The organism is Roseateles sp. P5_E1 (assembly GCF_054049335.1).
In genome coordinates this window covers 1-20,461 of sequence record NZ_JBFUMN010000061.1, presented here as the reverse complement: position 1 = coordinate 20,461, position 20,461 = coordinate 1, and the positions used below count along the sequence as shown (strand labels likewise).

18 protein-coding genes and 2 pseudogenes are annotated in these 20,461 nt (G+C 61.8%); 9 read left to right on the top strand and 11 right to left on the bottom strand.

All coding sequences use genetic code 11. From position 1 onward, the window contains the following. Nucleotides 1–464: 464 nt before the first annotated feature. Nucleotides 465–863: a hypothetical protein gene (locus ACXJKJ_RS26320; RefSeq protein WP_457393723.1), complete on the top strand. Its 399-nt coding sequence runs from the start codon at nt 465–467 to the stop codon at nt 861–863. A gap of 181 nt (nt 864–1,044) precedes the next feature. On the opposite strand, the gene ACXJKJ_RS26315 is transcribed toward ACXJKJ_RS26320, so the two are convergent. After that, nucleotides 1,045–1,320: a hypothetical protein gene (locus ACXJKJ_RS26315; protein WP_457393721.1), complete on the bottom strand. Its 276-nt coding sequence runs from the start codon at nt 1,318–1,320 to the stop codon at nt 1,045–1,047. 180 nt (nt 1,321–1,500) lie between these two features. Between ACXJKJ_RS26315 and ACXJKJ_RS26310 the strand changes: the two genes are divergently transcribed. Further along, on the top strand, nt 1,501–1,725 hold the full coding sequence (locus ACXJKJ_RS26310) for a hypothetical protein (protein WP_457393719.1): 225 nt from the start codon (nt 1,501–1,503) through the stop codon (nt 1,723–1,725). A gap of 62 nt (nt 1,726–1,787) precedes the next feature. On the opposite strand, the gene ACXJKJ_RS26305 is transcribed toward ACXJKJ_RS26310, so the two are convergent. After that, nucleotides 1,788–2,696 carry a hypothetical protein gene (locus tag ACXJKJ_RS26305; RefSeq protein ID WP_457393717.1) on the bottom strand — a complete coding sequence of 303 codons (909 nt, stop codon included), beginning with the start codon at nt 2,694–2,696 and terminating at the stop codon, nt 1,788–1,790. 742 nt (nt 2,697–3,438) lie between these two features. Here ACXJKJ_RS26305 and ACXJKJ_RS26300 point away from each other — a divergent pair. The 5 genes from ACXJKJ_RS26300 to ACXJKJ_RS26280 all read left to right on the top strand — a co-directional run bounded on the left by ACXJKJ_RS26300 (nt 3,439) and on the right by ACXJKJ_RS26280 (nt 14,296). Beyond that, on the top strand, nt 3,439–5,694 hold the full coding sequence (locus ACXJKJ_RS26300) for a type I secretion system permease/ATPase (protein ID WP_457393715.1): 2,256 nt from the start codon (nt 3,439–3,441) through the stop codon (nt 5,692–5,694). Then, nucleotides 5,691–7,166, top strand: a complete 1,476-nt coding sequence (locus ACXJKJ_RS26295) for an HlyD family type I secretion periplasmic adaptor subunit (RefSeq protein WP_457393713.1) — start codon at nt 5,691–5,693, stop codon at nt 7,164–7,166. The genes ACXJKJ_RS26300 and ACXJKJ_RS26295 overlap by 4 nt, the downstream gene beginning before the upstream one ends. A gap of 31 nt (nt 7,167–7,197) precedes the next feature. Further along, a complete protein-coding gene (locus ACXJKJ_RS26290; RefSeq protein ID WP_457393711.1) occupies nt 7,198–8,397 on the top strand; it encodes a hypothetical protein in 1,200 nt (399 codons plus the stop codon). Nucleotides 8,398–8,415: 18 nt separating this feature from the next. After that, complete coding sequence (locus ACXJKJ_RS26285; protein ID WP_457393709.1) at nt 8,416–13,329, top strand: calcium-binding protein; 4,914 nt, start codon at nt 8,416–8,418, stop codon at nt 13,327–13,329. A 586-nt stretch (nt 13,330–13,915) separates the two neighbouring features. Further along, on the top strand, nt 13,916–14,296 hold the full coding sequence (locus ACXJKJ_RS26280) for an SMI1/KNR4 family protein (protein ID WP_457393707.1): 381 nt from the start codon (nt 13,916–13,918) through the stop codon (nt 14,294–14,296). Between the two features lie 388 nt (nt 14,297–14,684). On the opposite strand, the gene ACXJKJ_RS26275 is transcribed toward ACXJKJ_RS26280, so the two are convergent. From ACXJKJ_RS26275 to ACXJKJ_RS26260, 4 genes and pseudogenes are all read right to left on the bottom strand, one after another. Next, nucleotides 14,685–15,203, bottom strand: coding sequence for a hypothetical protein (locus ACXJKJ_RS26275; protein WP_457356024.1), 519 nt, complete (start codon nt 15,201–15,203; stop codon nt 14,685–14,687). Continuing rightward, nucleotides 15,200–15,619, bottom strand: a pseudogene (locus tag ACXJKJ_RS26270) (IS66 family transposase); the annotation flags it as partial. The gene ACXJKJ_RS26275 and the pseudogene ACXJKJ_RS26270, both read right to left, overlap by 4 nt. Nucleotides 15,620–15,646: 27 nt before the next feature. After that, a pseudogene (locus ACXJKJ_RS26265) lies at nt 15,647–15,889 on the bottom strand (S1/P1 nuclease); the annotation flags it as partial. A 16-nt stretch (nt 15,890–15,905) separates the two neighbouring features. Beyond that, nucleotides 15,906–16,283 carry a hypothetical protein gene (locus tag ACXJKJ_RS26260; protein WP_457393705.1) on the bottom strand — a complete coding sequence of 126 codons (378 nt, stop codon included), beginning with the start codon at nt 16,281–16,283 and terminating at the stop codon, nt 15,906–15,908. A 176-nt stretch (nt 16,284–16,459) separates the two neighbouring features. Here ACXJKJ_RS26260 and ACXJKJ_RS26255 point away from each other — a divergent pair, with 176 nt between their 5' ends. Further along, the gene (locus ACXJKJ_RS26255; RefSeq protein ID WP_457393731.1) at nt 16,460–16,660 is read left to right on the top strand and encodes a helix-turn-helix transcriptional regulator; all 201 of its coding nucleotides are present in this window, start codon (nt 16,460–16,462) and stop codon (nt 16,658–16,660) included. 7 nt (nt 16,661–16,667) lie between these two features. Here ACXJKJ_RS26255 and ACXJKJ_RS26250 read toward each other — a convergent pair whose 3' ends face one another. Both ACXJKJ_RS26250 and ACXJKJ_RS26245 read right to left on the bottom strand, forming a co-directional pair. Beyond that, the gene (locus ACXJKJ_RS26250; RefSeq protein WP_457393703.1) at nt 16,668–16,979 is read right to left on the bottom strand and encodes a hypothetical protein; all 312 of its coding nucleotides are present in this window, start codon (nt 16,977–16,979) and stop codon (nt 16,668–16,670) included. 557 nt (nt 16,980–17,536) lie between these two features. Further along, complete coding sequence (locus ACXJKJ_RS26245; protein WP_457393701.1) at nt 17,537–17,872, bottom strand: hypothetical protein; 336 nt, start codon at nt 17,870–17,872, stop codon at nt 17,537–17,539. On the opposite strand from ACXJKJ_RS26245, the gene ACXJKJ_RS26240 reads away from it, so the two are divergent. After that, on the top strand, nt 17,871–18,668 hold the full coding sequence (locus ACXJKJ_RS26240; protein WP_457393699.1) for an autoinducer binding domain-containing protein: 798 nt from the start codon (nt 17,871–17,873) through the stop codon (nt 18,666–18,668). The two genes, ACXJKJ_RS26245 and ACXJKJ_RS26240, sit on opposite strands and share 2 nt — an antisense overlap. A gap of 47 nt (nt 18,669–18,715) precedes the next feature. Here ACXJKJ_RS26240 and ACXJKJ_RS26235 read toward each other — a convergent pair whose 3' ends face one another. The 3 genes from ACXJKJ_RS26235 to ACXJKJ_RS26225 form a co-directional block, all read right to left on the bottom strand. Beyond that, nucleotides 18,716–19,771: a rhodanese-like domain-containing protein gene (locus tag ACXJKJ_RS26235; protein ID WP_457393697.1), complete on the bottom strand. Its 1,056-nt coding sequence runs from the start codon at nt 19,769–19,771 to the stop codon at nt 18,716–18,718. A 211-nt stretch (nt 19,772–19,982) separates the two neighbouring features. Further along, entirely contained in the window at nt 19,983–20,117 is a 135-nt protein-coding gene (locus ACXJKJ_RS26230; RefSeq protein ID WP_457393695.1) for a hypothetical protein, read from the bottom strand. 212 nt (nt 20,118–20,329) lie between these two features. Further along, nucleotides 20,330–20,461: ATP-binding protein (locus ACXJKJ_RS26225; RefSeq protein ID WP_457393729.1), on the bottom strand; the 132-nt coding region annotated here is incomplete at its 5' end.

The following is a 20,461-nucleotide window of genomic DNA, read 5'->3' as shown; positions in this document are numbered from 1 at the left end:
TGGGCTCCAGGGGTACACCCAGGGGTACACCGGCGCCGGGCTTGCAGGTTGCGAGAGCCTGACCCGGGACGCGTGCAGCTCGCATCGGCCCAAAGCGTCCTATGCGGCCTCGTCCAGGACGCGGCCCTTTGCACCGCGCTTGCCCTTCAGCATCACCATGTGGGTCCTCAGAACGCGTTCAAGAGCACCGGGTGTGTCCTTCGGAGCGGTGAGCTGCAGTAGAGGAATTGCACTTGAATGTCGAGAGCTGACGCAAGCGACTGTCTGACTTAAGGAATTTTCTCGTTCGCCTACCGAAACCCCACAGTTAACCCCGCAAGCAGCCGACGCTGCGTGCAGCGTCGGCCATCGGGAATGCAGTGATGGAACTTTAACGTGTGCGCTCCCCGTTGTGGAACGCCAAGCACGGTGAGCCCTCAGTTTTCCTCAGCCGCGCCCTGGGCGCCGGGTGCGACCGGCTCCGCATGACGGCAGCTCCAGACCACGGTCGAAAACTTACCCTTGGGGCGGGTGTACCGGTACTTCCCGAGGGCGAAGCGATCGTCAAGGACTACGAGTCGCTTGGGCTGACGCTTCGTCGACATCCGCTGGCCCTCCTGCGGCCCCAACTGCAAGAGCGGGCACTGATGACCGCTGCAGATCTGGAGGACGCGCCGGACCGTCGGCAGGTGAAGGCCTGCGGCCTCGTGACGACGCGTCAGCAGCCTGAAACAGCGAACGGGACCATCTTCATTTCCCTGGAAGACGAGACCGGGGAAGTGCAGGTGATCGTGCACAGGGCCATCTGGGAACGGCAGCGGCAGGAAACGCTGAGTTCCCGGCTGCTGGCTGTGAGGGAGCCTGGCAGCGCGCCGACGGGGTGAGTAATCTCATCGCTGGGCACCTGGAGGACTTGACGCCGTTGCTCGGTGGCCTGCGGACGAAGCGGCAAGAGTTTCGATAGCGGCCGACGGGTGCCTGCTGGAGCAGGCTTGAGCTTTCGCGCAGCTGGCTGCCCCAGGCGCATGCCGTCTGGCTCAGGGTGCGTGGCGCAGCGCAGGCGATTCAGCCGAGCCAGACCGGCTGGTACGCCTCGTTGGCCTTGACCCATTCAGCCATGCTGATCTCGCGCACTTCAACGCCGGACAGGAATTTGACGCGACGGTTGTGTGATTGCGCGCCGGTCATCTGGCGGGTGCAACGCATGATGCTGTCGCGGACCTCGTTGGCGTAGGTCCGCTCCACATTGCGCTGGATCGGCTGGATCTTCTCGACAGCGCGGGTGAACAGGCCGGGGAACTGGATGGCACGGTGAGCGGCAACGGTGGCGATGGCGGTCATGGCGGGTTCCTGGATGGCTGCTTTCGATGACCGCCAGTGTCTCGACCGTCAGGCTCCCGGACCATCGCCCTGAATGGGGATCTTGTGCCAGGCCCCCCCCCTTTTGGGGGATGTGGTCGGCCCGCATCCCTCTTGCGGGCGATGTCCATCAAGCCCTCAGGTGCAGACACTGGTATCGCCATGAACCAGACGCCATCCAACCCCGCAAGCCCTGGAGAGAACGCCAGGCCTGTCGTCGAACGCCGCACTGCAGACCGCACCCACAACGAGCCATGGCCCGACGCCATGCGGGATGAGTTGAGGAAGGTGCAGTTCCTTGCCGCCGTCGAGGTCGATGAAGTGGGCGGGGACGTCTGGAGCGACATCTTTGAGTGCTTCGAGGGACGCCACATCCGCTTCATCTGAGAGCTCTGGCCAACGCAACCCGAAAGGCGCAATACGGCTCTGCCCGTAGCGAACTCGGGGCGTCAATGGCCGTTGGGCGGATCTCCACAGTCGGTGTACCTGCGGCAGGTTTCCTCGAGCCACCTCGCGTACCCTTCCATGCTGCTGGAAACCCAGCCTTTGGTGAACAGACCGGCAGCGGTAAGGGTTGCGATAAGTTCCCTCGGCGTTGCGTCCCCGTACTGCTCCCTGATGCGGCTGAGGACCCACTCCAGGAGCGCTTTGACGATGGGCGGCTGCTCGCCAAGGTCCTGCACCAGGAACGGCATGCGAATCTTCGTCACGCCAAATGCAATGGCAATGCCTGCAGAAGTGGTCACAGCACCGAGAGCCAGCATGCAGGCAACGCACGGCTTCAGTCCCTGCGTGTCACGCTTGACTCGAATATGGCGCTCTAGCGCAATTCCCACCAACTCTTCGGACGCCTGCCACGAAAGCCTGTTCGCCGGGAACACCTCGAACATCAACTGCTCGAAGCGTTGCGCGGCTATGCCGATTTCAACCGTGCTTCGCTTCTCGGGGTCTAGCCAGAACTCGCTCTCCCAGAGCTGTGCCGCACGCCTTGCATCGCTGAACTGCTTATGCGTTGCGAACTGCCCGGACCAATGGAACGGCGGTTTGCTGGCATCGATCCAATCGCAAAACTCTCCAAGGGTCTGGGGAACATTCGGGCGATGAAGATCCGCCACCACGCCGATCAGCAGGTAGGGCTCGACGGAACGCAAGGCGGGAGGCGGTGGGACCTCGAAGCGAGTATGGCCAACAGAGATCGTGTGCTTCTGGTACTCGTCGAATGTCACGCCGTCCTGCCCTTGCGTCAGCAGCATGATGTGCAAGATGCCCTCTGGTCGGTCGCCGCCCGGCGAGTAGGTGAAGACGTGATTCCCGTTTGTGCCAAGGGTGACGGCGGTTGAGTTCAAGGTGGCTGTCATGGCTGCTCAGCGTGTCAGTTCAATTGATGCGTCAGGATGCTCGATGAATTCGAGCACGGCAGCCAGGGGCGCTCGGGTGCGATGGGCCGCCCATTGCTGCTTCGGGCAAACACTCAGAGCAGCTGCGTTGCGCTCCCAAGGTGCGCGGTTGGCAACGAGCCCATGGCGCAGAGGCATCGATTGGTTTTGAAGGGGAGGTGGAGTCCAGCCCAACGCAGCGCGGTGTCAGATGCTCCAGCGTCCCTGACGCCGCTGGCTCAACATTTGGTGCAGTCCCCCGTAGCGCCGCAGGTCGGGACTCCTGGTCTTCGAAGCAGAGGCCGGAATGTTCCTGCCGATGAACTGCGGCGCAGTCCGCGTTGCAACCTGCCCAGCGCCATCACATCTGCTCGGCGCAAGTGCAGATGTCATCGCCGATACGGTACATCACTCAAGACGCCTGGACCTCAACGCGTCTTGATGTCGGGGACGCATTCGGCCAAACAACTAAGTGGTGCGCGAAAATATTTCTGGGCGCCCGCTTCACTTCATGTACAGGGTTAGTTCGCGTAAACATTCTCAGTTGGATCCTGAGCGGCAGAGACGCCGGCGAAGACTTGGACGTGAATCTTCCCAGGCCCGCCTGTCTCGTTCGACAGCCCCCTCAGTTCGAGGATTAGTACCGCGGAAATGCCACTACTTTTCCTGACAATTCGGCCCGTCAAGAAGCGTTAAGCCCAGCCAACGGGCACACCAATCCCCCATGAACCTGTCAGTCAGCCGACCGGCTTCGGAGCCGGCCGAAGGCGAAGCCCTGCCGCCAACAACTGCTCGCGAGGCCCAGGGGGATAGCAGCCAGTCCACCGCACCGCCGGGCAACGCTTTGCAGGCGCTTGCCGTCCTCGCGCGGCTACACCACGTAGCTGCGGAGCCGCACGCGCTTCGCCATGAGCTGGGCTTGGGTGAAAACGACGCCGTTTCTCGCCAAGATCTGCTGCTGGCCGCCAAGCACCTAGGTTTGAAGGCTAAGCCCTCGCAAAGCTCCGCCGAGCGCCTGACGCTGGCCCCCTTGCCGGCCTTGGCTGTCATGAACGACGGCCGCCTTGTGGTTTTGGCCCAGTGTGATGGCCAGCGCGTCCTGTTCATGGACCCCTCCGCCGTCGCCGCCGATGGCGCCCAGGCTGCGCGCCCGACCATCGAGCCGCTGGAGGTCTTCGCCGGCCAATGGAGCGGCGAACTCATTCTCGTCACGAGCCGCGCGAGCGTGGCTGGCGCGCTGGCCAAATTCGACTTCTCCTGGTTCATTCCCAGCATCGTCAAGCACCGCAAGCTGCTGGGCGAGGTGCTGCTGGTGTCGCTGTTCCTGCAGCTCTTCGCGCTGGTGTCACCGCTGTTCTTCCAGGTGGTGATGGACAAGGTGCTGGTGCACAAGGGCGTGACGACCCTGGACGTGATCGTGATCGGCCTCGCGGTCATCATGGTGTTCGAGAGTGCGCTGACCGTGCTGCGCTCCTACGTCTTCAGCCACACCACGAGCCGTATCGATGTCGAGCTGGGCGCCCGTCTCTTCAGGCACTTGCTCAACCTGCCGCTGGCCTACTTCCAGGCACGCCGTGTGGGCGACTCGGTGGCCCGCGTGCGCGAGCTGGAAAACATCCGCCAGTTCCTCACCGGCAACGCGTTGACCCTGGTGCTAGACGTCGCCTTCTCGGTGATCTTCATCGCCGTGATGTTTGCCTACAGCGTGCCGCTGACGCTGATCGTGCTGGCGTCGCTGCCGCTGTACCTGCTGCTCAGCGTCACCATCGTGCCCGTGCTGCGCGGCCGCCTGAACGAGAAGTTCGCCCGCGGCGCCGAGAACCAGTCCCTCCTGGTGGAGACCGTCACCGGCATCCAGACCGTCAAGGCGAGCGCGCTGGAGCCCCAGATGGCCCGCCGCTGGGACGAGCAGCTCGCCGCCTACGTCAGCGCGTCACTTCGCACCCAGACCCTGGCCCAGTACGGCCACGAAGGCATCAACCTGATCGGCAAGGCCGTCAACGCCGCCACCCTCTGGTACGGCGCCCACCTGGTGATGGAAGGCTCCCTGAGCGTCGGCATGTTCGTCGCCTTCAACATGTTCGCCGGCCGCGTGGCTCAGCCCATCATGCGCATCGCGCAGATGTGGACTGACTTCCAGCAGACCGGCCTGTCGATGGAGCGCCTGGGTGACATCCTCAACACCCGCACCGAGCTGCCTCCGCAAAGCGTGAGCCCGCTGCCGCGCCTGCAGGGCCGCGTGACATTGGACACGCTGACCTTTCGCTACCGCCCGGATGCGCAACCCGTGCTGCACGGCGTCAGCCTGGACGTGCGCCCCGGCGAGATCATTGGCATCGTCGGCCGCAGCGGCTCGGGCAAGAGCACGCTGACCAAGCTCATCCAGCGCCTGTACGTGCCCGAGAGTGGCCGCGTGATGGTCGACGGCCACGACATCGCCATGATCGACGCCGCCCAGCTGCGCCGCCAGGTCGGCGTCGTGCTGCAAGAGAACATGCTCTTCAACCGCAGCGTGCGCGAGAACATTGCCATCGCCGATCCCGCAGCCCCGCTGGATGCCGTCATCCACGCCGCCAAACTGGCGGGCGCGCACGAGTTCATCACCGAGCTTCCCCAGGGCTACGACACCGTCGTGGGTGAGCAGGGCAGCAGCCTGTCCGGCGGCCAACGCCAGCGCATCGCCATCGCCCGAGCGCTGTTCAGCCAGCCGCGCATCCTGATCTTCGACGAAGCCACCAGCGCGCTGGACTACGAGAGCGAAGCCATCATCCAGAAGAACATGCGCGCCATCTGCCAGGGCCGCACGGTCTTCATCATTGCCCACCGCCTGAGCGCCGTCCGCCATGCCCATCGCATCATTGCGATGGACAAGGGCCGCATCGTCGAGATGGGCAACCACGACGAACTCCTCGCCAAGTCCCAAGGTCTGTATGCCCATCTGTGGCGCATGCAGGATGGCTCCGCAGGAGGTGCAGCATGAGCACGACCAGCACCATGACTCCTGACACGCCCGAAGTGGTCCAGGCTGAGACCCCGCGCCACCCCGTCATCGAACTGCTGAACCGCTACCGCGCCATCTTCAAGGCGGCCTGGGACCGCCGCGACGAGCTGGCCGGCCCCAAGCGCATGCTCGACGAGCGCGCCTTCCTGCCCGCAGCCATCTCGTTGCAGGAGACGCCCCCCCACCCGGCGCCCCGCCGCGCCATCATCGCCATCTGCGCGCTCTTCACCATCGGGCTGCTGTGGGCCTGCTTCGGCCATATCGACATCGTTGCCGTGGCGCAGGGGCGCATCGTCGTCAGCCAACGCAGCAAGACCCTGCAGCCACTGGAGACCAGCGTCGTCAAGGCCATCCACGTGAAGGATGGCGACAAGGTGAAGGCAGGCGACCTGCTGATCGAGCTGGACAGCACCCTCACCGCTGCAGACAGCAACCGCGTCGGCGAGGAGCTCAGCTCGGCCACGGCCGAGGCCCTTCGCACCCAGGCGCTGCTGGCCGCGCTGACCCTCGGAGGAGCCCCCAGCCTCGGCAGCCAGTCACTGAACGGACTCGGTGCAGCAGATCGAGCCGGCGTGCAGACCCAGCTGCAAAGTGAATGGTCCGACATCAGCGCCAAGCTGGCCAAGTTTGCAGCTGAGGCGGCAAGGCGCCGGGCGGAGATCGCTACCGCCGAGCAGGCCGTCGCCAAGCTGCAAACCACGCTGCCGCTGGCCCAGCAGCGCGAGAAGGACTTCAAGTCGCTGACTGAGCAGGGCTTCATTGCCAACCATGCCGGCCAGGACCGCACCCGCGAACGCATTGAGCTTGAGCGCGACCTCGCGACGGCGCAGGCCCGGCTTCAGGAAGCCAAGGCGGCACTCACGGAGACCGAGCAAAGCCTCAACGCCTATCGCGCCGAGACACTGCGCACGCTCAAGGACCGTGAATCCCAGGCTGGGTTGAAGACGCGCCAGCTCGCGGAGGAAGGCACCAAGGCCGACAAGCGCAACGAGCTCACGCGGCTGACGGCGCCCGTCGCTGGCACCGTGCAGCAGCTCGCTGTCCACACGGCCGGAGGCGTGGTCACGCCAGCGCAGGTGCTGCTTGTCCTGGTGCCTGAGGACGCCGAGGTCACTGCCGAGGTGGTGCTGGAGAACAAGGACGTAGGCTTTGTGCGCCAGGGCCAGGACGCCACCATCAAGCTCGAGACCTTCCCCTACACGCGCTGCGGCACCGTGCAGGCAAGCGTTCAGAGCATCACGGCCGACGCCGTGCAGGACGAGAAGCGCGGTGCCATCTTCCCGGCCAGTCTGGTGCTCAACCAGTCGGTCCTCAACGTCGACGGCAAGCGCATCAAGCTTGCACCGGGCATGAACCTCACTGCCGAAATCAAGACCGGCAAGCGTCGAGTCATCGACTACTTGCTCAGCCCGGTGCAACAGCACCTGGACGAGAGCTTGAAAGAGCGCTGACTTTGCCTTTAGGCACCACCGGACCGAAATGATGATGAATATCAACTTACGCGTTCTTCTCCAATGCACTGTTGCGGTCGCGTTGGCTGCGGGAACGACTAGCAGCGCATGGGCGCTGGACATCAAAGTGAAGCAAGAGATCTTGCTTCCGTTTCCCAGCCCACATGAGCCGAAGGCGATCGACGTCGCGGCCGACGGTTACGTGGTCGCGGGGATCGCACGAGGCATGAAGACGAGCTGGGTGTCCAAAGTGGACAAGCAGGGAAAGATCGCCTGGACGTATAGCGGCGCCGAGGACTCGGCACGGTTCTTGGATCCACGCTCAGGTTATGTCGGGGTCATTGCGCTTGCGACTGGCGACGTCCTTGCCTGCGGATCAATCAGCAAGCCCAAAGCAGGTAGGCAGGTGCGTCAGGCCGTATTGACACGCCTCAATAGCCGGGGCGAGTTGCAGGCCGAGCAGGTCTTCGGGCCTGCCGAGACTGACGGAGTGGCATTCAACGACACATCGCTGATCGGCTGCGCCAAAGACAGCGAGGGCTTTGTTCTCGTAGGTAGATCTGAGCGCGTACGCAAGGGCGGAGGTGCTGAACGGTTGACCTGGATCAGCGCGTACAAGTCCGATTCGACTCCCCGTTGGGAACGGGTGCTCACTGAGTCGTATGGCCCTGACTCGTTCGAGCTTCGTGCCGACGGAAGGATCGCAACCATCGAGAAGTTCCGGGACCCATCGACGTCGTCCATCAAAACCGGCCTGCGGATGACAGATGGGGCCAACGGACAAACCCACCGCGTCGCCGTGCCAGCCGACGTTGTCTTTGTCAGGTCGGTTCCGCCTGACGATCAGATTCGGCTGATTTCGTCGAACGAAGGCCCTGGATCAGAAGTTCTCATGTTCGGGGAAGACCTCAACTCCAGAGGCGCGTTAATGGTTACCACAAAAGTCATCGGCGCTGCGGCTGCATACGTCTTGAAAACTGGCGCTTTGGCGCAGTTCGGGCATGCATCGATTAGCGCCAATGAATACACAGCGGCCGCTTCGGCAATCAGCAGCGATCTGAAGACGAGTGCGCTTCAGCGTTTTGAAGCTGGCGGCCTGTCAGTCGACATAGCGGCGGTCGTACCCCTTTTGGGAGGTTCCGAGTTCGCCGCATTGAGATTCTCGATCGGGTCCAATTCGGGCTCCGGATTTATTGGACCGATTATTTCTGTCATTCAAGTCCGGAATTAACTCACCAGGGAGCACTAGATGAGCATCGACCAACTTCAAGCAGCGAAACTTTCCAAAGCCGCATATACGCAACCCTTATTGACAGCCACTGATCTGCCCGCTGGCTGGAGCGATCTGAGCGAGCTGATTCAAACCATTAGTGGCATCGACTATTTTGATACCAGCACTTCCTCCAAGTATGAGAATGAGTTTCGCGTTTTTGCCAACGACTCAACGCACGAGATTGCATTCGCTTTTAAAGGCTCTGACAAACTAGGAAATTTCCTTTCGGATCTTGCGCCGAGCGACCAGGGATACACGGAATATTTAAAGCTTGCGGGCAAGGCTTCCGCGTATCTCAGTCTGCTTCAAAATACCGCCGCTCTTAGTCAATACAAGGACTATCGCGTTTTCACGACGGGCCATAGCTTGGGCGGGGCGATGGCTCAAAACTTTGCCATCGAGCACATGCTGCCCGGATTCGGTCAGAACTCGCTGCCATATTCACCTCAAGTGCTTAGCCCCCTACCAGCAGGAAGGCTCTATGAATACCGGAGTCAATACGACTTCCAACTGGCATTTGTCGAAGGCGACGTCGCCACTGGCTATTACTCGGGCTTCCGTGGGAACGGATACCTGAGTAAAAACGTGCAGATGATAAAGAGTCCCTTCGCCGCCCAATCAAAATTCCAGGCGATCATGGGCACCCTCCGGGGCCCCCTGCTGGGCGGTACGGCTGGCGCTGCCGTTTCTGCCTTGCTGCCAGCGGTCGACGCCCACAAGATGGAAAACTTCATCAAGTATCTAGTGATCAATGGCTACAAGACTGCGCCGTTCAAGCCATTGGACCCGGAAGCCTCGTCAGCCATTCGAGATGCGGTAAGCAAATTTGCCGGAATTTTCCAGAGCGGGGACGAATACTCGTTCACTGATGAAAGTGGCTCGGTTGTCGCACGAGCTACAGGGACTCCAACGGACTTACTCGCGACGCTGGCCGATAACTCGACTATTGGACTGGAATTTGGGGACGCGGACCTTTTGATTACGGTGGCTCCCCCGGGAGCGGGCGGGCCGTCTGCTCAGGCGGAGATTGATAACGATTCTGTCGTCATCAAGCTTTTCGACCCGTCCACGGGGAACATTACGGCAGAAACTTCCCATACGGCTGATGGAACCATTATTGAAACGCAGTACTTAGAGAACGGTTCTCATATCGTTGAGTACAGGCCTGATGGCACCCTTGAAGAGACCACCCCTGACGGGCTGGTAAAAACCATCAATTTGGACAAGACAGTCGATTTTTCAGACGGCACGTCCATCAAAGCGGACGGATCCGTCGAGAAGCTCAACGGTGATGGTTCTATCGGTGTCTTGTACGCCGATGGAACTATGAAAAACGTGGAGATTGCGGGCCAATACATCACGATCAAGGCCGATCGATCGGGCGTTTCGCTTGTTTATGACGCCCAAGGTGAACTGAAGAAGAAGACAAAATATAGCGCGGGCCATAAGCTTGAGCTTGTGGAAGAGTATTTAGAGGGGGATGTAGTCCGGCGTGTGAAGGTCGAGGGGAATCTACAAACCGAGGACTTGTGGCCGGGCCCGGACGCCATTTTCGTGGAGGGGCAGTGGCATCACTCAACAAACGCCCATACCATCAGCAATTTGGTGACGGGAGAGGTAACTCGTACAACTACGTTTTCCAACGGCTGGACTGACGCATTTTCAACGCCGGGAGATGGGACCGGGCGGCAGGCCCAGTATGACGCCGATGGCGTTCTTCAATGGGAGGCGATTGATGGGCCGATGGGCGGCATCTATCGACATCTCGTGTGGCACCCCGGGCATGCGGCATGGGAATACTGGACCAACGAGGTGCCCGGTAAGACCATATCTCACGGCCCCATCGCGCCCGTCCTCCCAGATATTGAAACGACCACGACACAGATTCCTTTCGGTGCAACGCTTACAAGAGAGGTTCGCAACGCCGAGGGCATTGTTCGCTCCACGGTCACTCTTGCCAATGGTGAGACATTCGTTCAAGATAGGTCCATCGATGTGCCGTTAGGCGTTTATAGCCACGATGTAATCTATTGGGGTTCGGGCCTGACGATTTTTAATGCCAACGGTAATAGAGTCGTCTCCTTCGATCGCTTCGACAACGAAGGGTGGCTTTCTTCGTCAGGCATCGCACGTACAGATTATTCAGCTACTGGCATCGCAATCGCTAAAACGCTCATCGCAGATAGCGGTCGCGAGAGGATCGAGCAACAGTACTACCCCAACGGGCGACTGTCATCGATCGTGATTTTTGACGATGGTCACATTCGCTCAAGTGCAGGCTTTTACGGCGATGGGGCGATCCAATTCACTGAGGAGTACATCGACGGGAAACTGAGAAGCAGAATCGATTACGATGAGTTCGGGATCAAGATTTCCGATGCCGACGTCACTGAAGATGAAAACGGCTGGCAGCAACTGATTTCGACGACCGCAGACGGAGGCCGAAAGAAGATCATTTATGACAATAACCATCAGTTTGTTAGCGATGAGCGTGAATACAGCGACGGCGAATTCATCACCACGCAAAGTTACTCAGCAACGGGCGTCAAACAGTCTGAGACGGTGACCAGCGGCTACGGAGGTCTGATGTCAGTGGAGTTCGACGAGGCAGGCAGGACCAAGAAGACGGTGACCTCCGGAATATTCGGCAACTCGATCACAAGTTATGTCTATCGTCCGGGTGGTGGGATTAGCAGCCGTACCGAAAACGACCTCTCGATGGGGTCGGTGGTCACGCAATCATTCTACGAATCGGGACGACTGCAGGAGAAGCGAGTTTCCGATGGTCATGGAGTTGCTGTGACTGAGTGGAGYGAGTCGGGTTCTTTGGCCAACACGATCTTCGTCTTCAGCAGAGGCGATGGGCGGTCGACGGCTGGGAACTTTCTGTTCAACGGCGAAGCGATGCAATCCATCGAGTTTGGCGTCGGCATCACGTCTGGCGACCTTTCCTTTTATCGCATCAGCAATGGTGATCTGCGCATTTCCGTTAATGGGGGCGATGACGTTCTAACGCTGGCCGACTGGCAAATGAGCAGCTTGTCGCGCCCGGCGACTTACAAGTTCAGTAATGGGACCGAGTTGCCGGGAAGCCAGATAGATTCTTTATACTGGACTCTGCCGGTGTTGGGCACTACTGGAGACGACCTGATCGTCCTGGGTAGTGGCAACGACACGATCCTTGGGCAACAAGGCTCTGATCACATCATGGACGCCGGTGGCAACGACACCTATGTGTTCAACACGGGCGATGGCATGGATACGCTGGAGGACGCCAGCGGCTCACTGGACATCATTCGCTTTGGCACCGGTATTTCGCCCGGGGACGTCACGGTCTCTTGGGGGGCAGACGGTGACTTGGTGATCCACGTCGGAGCCTTGGACGCCGGCGACGGCATCCTGGTCAAAGGCTGGGCCCAAGCCGAAGGCAGCATGGTCATCGAGAGCATGGAGTTCGCTGACGGCACAACATGGAACTCAAGCACCATCTCCGCGATCGTGGGCAATGCGCCTCCACCGGTTATTGAAATTGTCGGCACCAAGCGCGACGACCACCTTTCTGGCACAACTGGCATGGACCTGTTCCGTGGGGGTGCCGGCTCCGACACCTTAGAGGGTTTTTCCGGCAACGACATCTACGACGAATACGACCTTCACGGGGGTAGCGACACGATCATTGATCACGATGCCACCGCCGGCAACTTCGACGTCGTGCGCTTCGGCGGTGATGTGGCGGCTCAAGACGTTTCGGTATCGGTCGTAAACGGCGACCTCGTGTTGACTGTGGCCAACGGCGGGGGGCAGGTCACTGTGAAAGACTGGACGACCGGCGCCGCAGATCAAATTGAGCGCATCGAGTTTGCTGACGGGACGGCTTGGAACCAAAGCTATCTGGAGTCCCTGCTGAACGCTGGCAACCCTCCTCCGTCCGATCCCATCAGCGGGGGCAGCAAAGCTGATCATCTGGTCGGTACCAACCAAGGCGACGTATTTCAGGGCAACGGCGCCGACGATACGTTGGAAGGCCAAGCCGGCAACGACATCTATCTATTCAACGTCGGTGATGGGCACGACGTCATCATTGACGTCGACGGCACGAAGGGCAATGTCGACACCGTCAGGTTCGGGACGGGCATCGACGCCAGTTCAATCTCTGTGCAGGTGGACGCGGCGGGCGATCTGCAACTGACCATTGCCGGCGGCGCGGACCAGATCACCGTTCAGGGCTGGGCCAGCGGTGCGGCTAATCGCATCGAGAAGGTCGAGTTCGCAGACGGGACGATCTGGGGCAGCGCCTACTTGGCGTCCTTGACAGAACCGCAACCGCCGCAAGGGCCCACATTAATTGAGGGAGGCAGCAATGACGACAACCTGCAAGGCACGGATGGTGCCGAACTGTTCCGCGGCAACGGCGGCAACGACACGCTGGCGGGGTTCGCAGGTAACGATGTCTATGAGTTCAATGCCGGTGACGGCAGCGACACCATCATCGATGCAGACGCCACCAGCGGAAACGTCGACACGGTCCGCTTTGGCGCCGGGATCGACGCATCGGCAGTTGCAGTCCAGCTCGACAGCGAGGGGGATCTTCAGCTGACGCTCGCCGGAGGTGCCGACCAGATCACTATCTATGGTTGGGGCGCTGGCTCCGAAAATCACGTCGAGCAAATCGAGTTTTCGGATGGCACTGTTTGGGATGAAGCCTATCTGCAGTCGCTGTTGGCCCCACCTCCCAAGCCGAAGAGCGTCTTCACCGGCACAGATTCGGCAGCAGCCAGCCTGACCTCCGCGATGGCATCCTTTGGTACTGGCAGCGATGTGCCTTTCGGCGACACAGGTAACCCCCACGTCTTCGACATTGCGATGAAGGTGGTAGCCAACGCGCTTTAGCGCCTTTGAGTCGCCTGGGCGCTTGGTCACCAGCGCTCAGGCGAGCATCGTCCGCTATCGAAACTCTCGCCTCTTCGTCTTCAAACCGCCGAGCAACGGCGTCAAGTGTTTCACATGCGCGGCGGTGAGGTTACTCACCCCATCGGCACGCTGCCACGTTCCCTTTTCGTCCAGCAATCGGGAGTTCAGCGTCCGCTGGCGCGGCCCGCTCCCAGATGGCCGCGTGGTCATCGAGGGGCGCCGCACGGCGTCTGCCGACATCATTGTGGCTACGGCCCAGACGCCCCTCGGGCCCGTCTGAGCTTTCGACAGTGGCGTTGTCAGTCGGCCGGCCAGGGCCAGCTGAAGTCCAACTTCTGGGGGCAGTTCATTGCCGGGGCGATTCAGTGTCGGCAGGGGAAGTTTTGTCAACTTCCTTGGTGGCGTCTTGGCCGTTGAGCGTTGCGGCTCACCCTGGCCACGGTATAAGTCAAAATATGACGTCAACTTCGCCGCTTTGCCCGCTCCTAGGCCACATCGCAAGCGAAATACCTCCGGAAAAAATCGCCCACAGCGGGCGCCCTCAGATTCTTTTAGAAGTGGCACCGTGTTGAACGCCTGGACTGAGATCAAGCGCATCCTGAGCGAAAAGAACTATCCAACGACGGGTCGGGCTTGGTTGAATCCTAGTGCGACGGTTGGTGACATTTTTGCGTTGCAGAACTTCATTGGCCACAAGCTGCCACGAAGCGTCAGCTCACTGATGCAGATTCATGACGGGGAAATCTATGGGCCCCAGCTGCTTTACGGGCACAAGTGGTTGTGCATCAGCGAGATTCGGTCCCTCTGGAAGGAGAGCAGGTACTTCTATGTGGGAGAAGAACGCCGTCCCATATGGGAGGGGTCGGCCATCCTCATTCGCCCATTTGTCGCCCGTGAGTGGCTGGCGATAGGGCACGACACCATCGGCAACTACATCGGCCTTTGAACCCGACGCCGAGGGCGCGGTGGGACGAGTCATTAGATTTCGCAGAGGTAAGGACGAAAAGACGGTGATCGCGGCGAGCCATGAGGACTTCATCCGAATGCTCGTTGCCGATCTCGAAAACACGACCTGGACGGGAAGTCGGCTCCTGTGGCCTGCGACCGCCGCCGATTTCCTACCCGCAAGCGTCGATGAAGCTTGAGGTCCGCTCGGCGGAAGGTGGCCAGAGTGCTTCGCGGCTCGCGCACGGCACCCTTCAGGTTGGCGTAGTCAGCGCGTCTGTGAGCAGGTCGACATTGCGCGGCACGCAACAGCGATGGTCTTTGCCGCCCGTCGACCCGGGGGAAGCGTAAGCGCGGCCTGACGGCCCTCTTGACCGAAGCGCAGTAGCTCAGATGTCGAGCACGTGGCGCAGCAACCCGAAGCCCACGCGCCACTTGGTGCCGTCGCCCGGATCGATGCTGGCGGTGCGCTCGTTGATGCGCACGATGGTGCCGACGACTGTGTTGAGGTACTTGTCCTCGAAGGCGACCTTCTCGCCGCAGCGGAAGTCGTTGCGCGTGGGTCGGGGTGCTGCGGGTGCTGGCGCGGCTTCGGTCTGTCGCGCCGCAGCGTTGGGAGCCGGCGGCTCGATGGCCGCATAGGGCAGCTTCCACTCCCGGCGCTCGCGCAGGTCTTGCAGCGTGACCTGGGTGTCGCGCAGGGCCACGACCTTGCCTTCACGCAGGCTGCCATCGCGCCAGTCGAGGAAGCGCACCGTCTGGCCCAGGTGCATGTCCTTGCGGACCGCGATGATGCGTCGCGGGTCGGCCAGCAGTCGCTCGATCAGCGTGCTGAGCTGGAACAGCTCCAGGCTGCTGGCCTGGTGAAGGACGTCCAGCAGCCGTGGATCGATGCTCGGCCCGCTCATGCCGCCGCGCGCACTTCTTCGTCGGCGTCCTGGCTGGCGATGTTCCAGGGCAGCAGCTCGTCGATGCAGTTCACCGGATGGTCGGCAATGCGCAGCAGCACGTCGCGCAGATACGCCTCCGGGTCAAGCCCGTTGAGCTTGGCGGTCTCGATCAAGCTGTACATCGACGCCGCACGCTCACCACCCGCGTTCGAACCCATGAACAGGTAGTTGCCGCGCCCGAGCGCCACGCCGCGCAGCGCGCGCTCGGCCGCCGAGTTGTCGATCTCGATGCGGCCGTCGTCCACGTAGCGCGTCAACGCCTTCCAGCGTGCCAGGCTGTAGCGAGCGGCCTTGGCCAGTTCCGACTTCGTCGACACCTGCGTCAGTACACCTTGCAGCCAGAGGTGGTACCTCTCCAGCAAGGGACCGGCACGCGCCACATAGGTGCAGTCGTCCTCAGGCAGATTGACATAGTGCAACGGCGCAGTGACGCGTCGACGGATCTCGTCCGCCCACGTCGAGACCGACACCATGCTGGCGCCCGGCTCCAGGCTCAACAGCCGGTCTACTTCTGCTCGCGTGGACGGCATCAGCTGTCGCTCGGCCAGCTCCGCGATCAAACGATGCGCATCCGCGCCCCAGGCCAGCGCGTCAAGCGCGACGACGGAGCTCAACACGAGCACGAGAGTCTTCAGATAGCTCATGCCGGCTTTGAAGCGATCAGGCTGCACGCGTAGCAGCCGGCACCGAAAGCTCTAGCCGCTGACCAAGTTCAAGTGCGAAGCGGACGGCCGCCTTCGTTCCCATGTTGGCCCGTCCCGAGGCTATGTAAGTGTTCGCAGTACGCAGGGTTCGACGGATGGACTCGATCGCGTCTGAGATTTCATCGCTGCTGCGCTTCAGCGAAATCGTCAGCCGAAGAACCTGAACGCCTCGCTCCAACTCGCGCAAATGGGACAGCAACTGGCGCTGCCACGGCTTGGATTCAGGGGTGGCCTTCAAGATGGCCTGGGTGAGGTCATCCAGGTCACCGGCGACCTTGATCAACTCTTCCAGGGGAGCGGCATTGCTGTCCGGAACGGGTTCAGGGGCATCCATGGGAACTGGAACTTGGAAAGTCGAGAGCGGCTTGAGGCCCAGAGAATCTCGGCTGGGAGTGCGGTATTCGAGCCCGAATCCAGCACGCCCAGGACGGCACGGAGCCACTAGATTTTCCATGACCGCCCATCGGAGATCGTGAAGTGCAGCTCCCATCGCCCACAGCGTCTCAGTCCATGGCCAGCGAGACACGGCCTGTCGTGATGCTTCGCATGCCCACGGTGCGCCGCAGAACCGCCCTCGGAAGATCGACCATCTATCGGCTGATGGGCCAAGGCCTCTTCCCACTCGCCGTGCGGCTCGGCCCACGCGCCGTCGGCTGGCGCGACACCGACATCGACCAGTGGCTCGAACAGCGGCCAGACGCGTCGCATTGAACTGCGCTCAAGCGGAGAGGGCAATCGCGGCCTTCAGCACCAGGCCGGCCAGCCACACCGAGAAGACGATCCGCCCCCACTTCCAGGTGGTGAACCAATAGCGGTTGTTCAGGCAGATTGCGCGATGCAGCCGGCTGAAAGCGGCCAGGACGCAGACTGCCATCATGGTCGGGCCGAACACGCCCGTGGCCGCGGGAATCTTCGCGAGAGCAAGGATCCAGGCAGCGGGCCACACCACTGCGTCGATCGCCGACAGGCACTGCCGGCCAGTCCAGAACGGCGCATCAGGCCGCGCCGGGCGCATCACGACGAACCACATACAGACCTCCTGTCGACGGACACATCGTCCACAGGCAAGCAATGACGCAATACCTGTGGCGAGATTGCACGGGATCGGCGCCTAACTTTGATACTGCACGGCAACCTTTAGTAAACGTGCCGTCGCGTTCGACAACGGGCCGCATCGCGTTCATGCCAAACGATCCCGCCTGGACGCCCGCGCGGCCTCAGAAGGTCCGAAGCGATCCAATTCCTATGGGTGAGGCAGCACCCTGAAGTGTGGGAAGACGCCATCGATGCAAGCGCGCGAAAACCTTTTCACCTAACGAACATCGGTAGTGCAACGGGTCATCTGGAACGTTATGGGACAAGACAGTGGTGCGCCTATCCGTAACTGTCGTCACATTTCTGATACAGCCGTGTCGTGGACACGATCTGCCGCGTGAACTGGAATTCGCCAGCGGCCGCATTTGCGCGCCGCCCGAATAGCCGCCCTCAAGAGCGGCCCGACGGCCGATTGGCACGTAGGAGATAGGGATGAGCGATTGGCAGCCGAGCGACGCCCCAGCGGCAATAGACCAGGACCCAATGCAGGTCTCACACCGACGCCGCGACAAAGTTGACGAGCCCGCAAGAGCCCTCGGGCCCAAACGAGCCGCGCTGCACGCCCGACGCGCGCGAGCCGCGCCGACGTGCATTGCCGCGCCGCAGGGCACCTGCCTGCTTGCGTGCAAGGACGCCAGCGTCGCCTTCGCGCTGCGCCCCACACATGCCGGCCTGCTGATCGAGCGGGCTCAGTGCCAGCCGATGGGCGCGCGCCTTGTGCAGACTCTGCTCTTTGAGACCGTCAGCCGTTTCGAGCGCTGGTGCGACGCCGAGCCAACTCGCTTCGACGAACCCATGCTCTACGAGCAGCTTCGCCGAGAAGGTCATGAAGCATTCGGCAGCGAACGGTGAGCTCTTCAGTCTGGCCGCGCTCGCTGGCGCGCCTGACTACGGCGCCCGCATTCTGAACATCCTTCCCGAGCTAGGGGACGCTCTGACGGCCGACGTCGCAGTCGAGCTGTTCCACCAGGTTCTGGTGCTGCTCGGAGCGGACGCCGGCGTATTCATGAGCTTTGTGCGGGACGACGCGACGCGGGCCTCCTACCGGTCCTTGCTGGCCTGCGACCCCATGTGGGCCTCAGAGTACGCTCGCCGCAACTGGTTCGAACGAGACCCGTGGCTACGCCACGCCACGCACGACACCGAGCCCGTGCTCGCCAGCCGGCTTCTCCTTCTTCCTGCTGAAGAGGAATTCGCCAGGACCTCCGCCACGCTCGGCTTCGCCTCGGCCGTCATTGCACCGGCACCCACCAGCGCCGGTTCCTCACGCGTCGGCGTGCTCTGCCTGGGATCCCATAGCTCCTGCTTCTTTGATGACGAGGGGCTTCGAAAGATTCGCGTCCTCGCCCGCGCCCTCGCCATGGAACTGCATCGGTGGCTGCAGAACACCATTCGCAACGAGCTGCTGGCCAGGTCACGCGTCACTGCGGCAGATCTGGAACTGCTGCGGCATGAAGAGGCGGGTCACTCCAGCAAGGTCATCGCCGCACAAATGAACATCGAGCCCAAAACCGTCGACTGCCGATTCCAGCGCATCAGCGCCAAGTTGGACGTACCGGATCGCAGGACCGCGGCACGCGTCGCCAGGCTCTACGGATTGTTCGACCAACCTGGCACGCGGTAGGACGCGCGCCACATAACTGCCCCGACCCTTCCAGCGCGGCTTGGCTCCTACGCCTCGGAGCTCCAAAACCCATCCTTGCCGCACCATTCATCGACGACCGTGGCGACGGACTCGGGAGCTAGAGAGGGCAGCGCGACGACCTTGGGTTCCTGGCTCCAACTCTCAGCTTCCCTACAGTGCTCGACGTAGCCAGTGATGATCTCCGACAAGGCTTCGATTTCCTGGCCCGAGCTGGACAGTTCCCGCCATCGCTCGAGGACTGGGTTATCCGGGCGCATCGTCGACGCAGAGATGGCGGCGAGCAGCTGTTCGGTGCCTGCCCCTTTTGACCTTAGGCAGTCGCTCCAGGCGTTTGCGCGCTCACGCAACGGCACGACGAGCCTGGCCCCGCTGGACCTCAGCAGCGCGTCGCGAAGCGCTGGCGGCAGCACCAAGGCTCCAAGGCCGCACAAACTGACCCTGACCCAAACGGGACGCCGTGGATCCAGCCTTCTCATGGCGTCGACCAGTGCGGTCTCGAAGGCGGCCTGGGCGGGAGGCTTGTCACCTGCCAATGTCAAACCAGGAACGAGACGCTGGCCTGCCATGGCAGGCAAATCGATCACTTGCTCACGGCGCTTGGACAGCCGGTTGACGACCTTTGACATGCCGCTGACCGGCGGCGCGACGAGCGGCCGGAACGTCAGCGCTCGTGGCAACACATCCAGGCCCGCGGCTACCCAGCGGCGGTAGCTGGACCAGCCGCCCGCCAGAACATCCACGACGTAGCCCGCAGACCTCAGCGGCTCGGCCCAGATCAGGCTGTCCAGGCCGCCGCGGTCACAGTAGACCAAAAGCTCGGCACCCTTCTGCAGGTGACCGATCGAGCCAGAGAGCAGATAGGGCAGGACTGGCCCGGCCTCGCGGACTCCGATCGACGCCGCGACCCAGCCCGCTTGGCGGTCGCCGGTACCGACCGGCACGTTGACCGCGCCGGGTATGTGGTCCTCCTGGAACGCTTCGGGACTTCTTGCGTCGATGACCAGGGCATAGGACCTGAATTCCTGAACCTCGATCTGGTGCGGATGCACCAGTGCGTCAAGGGACGCCAAGGGCGTGCGCATCTTTTGACCTGCAACCAGCAGTGCTGGAAATCGGCCCGAATCCAGCAGCGGACCGAGTGGGTTTGACTTCTAGATTGACTTCATGGCTCCCAACGAGCCGCCACGGGATGCCCCTCCCAAGGCTCCCAACTCTGAGGTTAGTTGTGATGTACCCGATCCGGAATGTAGACCCGTCCCGCGACGGTGCCAAGCCGAACCGACGTGCCACTCGTCACAGTTTGGCAAAGCCGCTGACCGCCTTGCTAACGCTCGGCATCAGCGTGGCGCTGCTGGCGCCCGAGCGCGCACACGCCGTTGATGGCTGCGTGGTCTTGCTGTGCTTGGCGGCGCCCAGCTGGCGCAACATTTCTGAATGCGTGCCGCCCGTGCGGCAGCTGTTGCGCGACCTGGCTCGCGGCCGCCCCTTCCCGAGCTGCGCCGTGGGTGGCGCCGGCAACACGTCCAGCCATGCCTGGGCTAGCGCGCCCGGCAATTGCCCCCAGCAATGTTGATTCCCACGCCATCCTGACCCACCGTTTCCGTCCAATCCTGACCCACCCTTGTTCGAGCCTCTCGGGCTCAGGTTGTGGGTAACTTCCTCGGTTTGGACTCCTTCTTGGTGGTGGGTTGAGCTGAGCTGTTCTTGAACCGGTAGCTGTCGTTGCCGGTTTCAAGGATATGGCAGTGATGCGTGAGCCGGTCCAGCAACGC

Bases quoted from the DNA above. Each gene is read 5' to 3' on its own strand.
- ACXJKJ_RS26320 (WP_457393723.1), top strand. From the start codon at position 465: ATGACGGCAGCTCCAGACCACGGTCGAAAACTTACCCTTGGGGCGGGT.
- ACXJKJ_RS26315 (WP_457393721.1), bottom strand. From the start codon at position 1,320: ATGACCGCCATCGCCACCGTTGCCGCTCACCGTGCCATCCAGTTCCCC.
- ACXJKJ_RS26310 (WP_457393719.1), top strand. From the start codon at position 1,501: ATGAACCAGACGCCATCCAACCCCGCAAGCCCTGGAGAGAACGCCAGG.
- ACXJKJ_RS26305 (WP_457393717.1), bottom strand. From the start codon at position 2,696: ATGACAGCCACCTTGAACTCAACCGCCGTCACCCTTGGCACAAACGGG.
- ACXJKJ_RS26300 (WP_457393715.1), top strand. From the start codon at position 3,439: ATGAACCTGTCAGTCAGCCGACCGGCTTCGGAGCCGGCCGAAGGCGAA.
- ACXJKJ_RS26295 (WP_457393713.1), top strand. From the start codon at position 5,691: ATGAGCACGACCAGCACCATGACTCCTGACACGCCCGAAGTGGTCCAG.
- ACXJKJ_RS26290 (WP_457393711.1), top strand. From the start codon at position 7,198: ATGATGAATATCAACTTACGCGTTCTTCTCCAATGCACTGTTGCGGTC.
- ACXJKJ_RS26275 (WP_457356024.1), bottom strand. From the start codon at position 15,203: ATGAGCGGGCCGAGCATCGATCCACGGCTGCTGGACGTCCTTCACCAG.
- ACXJKJ_RS26260 (WP_457393705.1), bottom strand. From the start codon at position 16,283: ATGGATGCCCCTGAACCCGTTCCGGACAGCAATGCCGCTCCCCTGGAA.
- ACXJKJ_RS26255 (WP_457393731.1), top strand. From the start codon at position 16,460: ATGGCCAGCGAGACACGGCCTGTCGTGATGCTTCGCATGCCCACGGTG.
- ACXJKJ_RS26250 (WP_457393703.1), bottom strand. From the start codon at position 16,979: ATGTGGTTCGTCGTGATGCGCCCGGCGCGGCCTGATGCGCCGTTCTGG.
- ACXJKJ_RS26240 (WP_457393699.1), top strand. From the start codon at position 17,871: ATGAAGCATTCGGCAGCGAACGGTGAGCTCTTCAGTCTGGCCGCGCTC.
- ACXJKJ_RS26245 (WP_457393701.1), bottom strand. From the start codon at position 17,872: ATGACCTTCTCGGCGAAGCTGCTCGTAGAGCATGGGTTCGTCGAAGCG.
- ACXJKJ_RS26235 (WP_457393697.1), bottom strand. From the start codon at position 19,771: ATGCGCACGCCCTTGGCGTCCCTTGACGCACTGGTGCATCCGCACCAG.
- ACXJKJ_RS26230 (WP_457393695.1), bottom strand. From the start codon at position 20,117: ATGTTGCGCCAGCTGGGCGCCGCCAAGCACAGCAAGACCACGCAGCCA.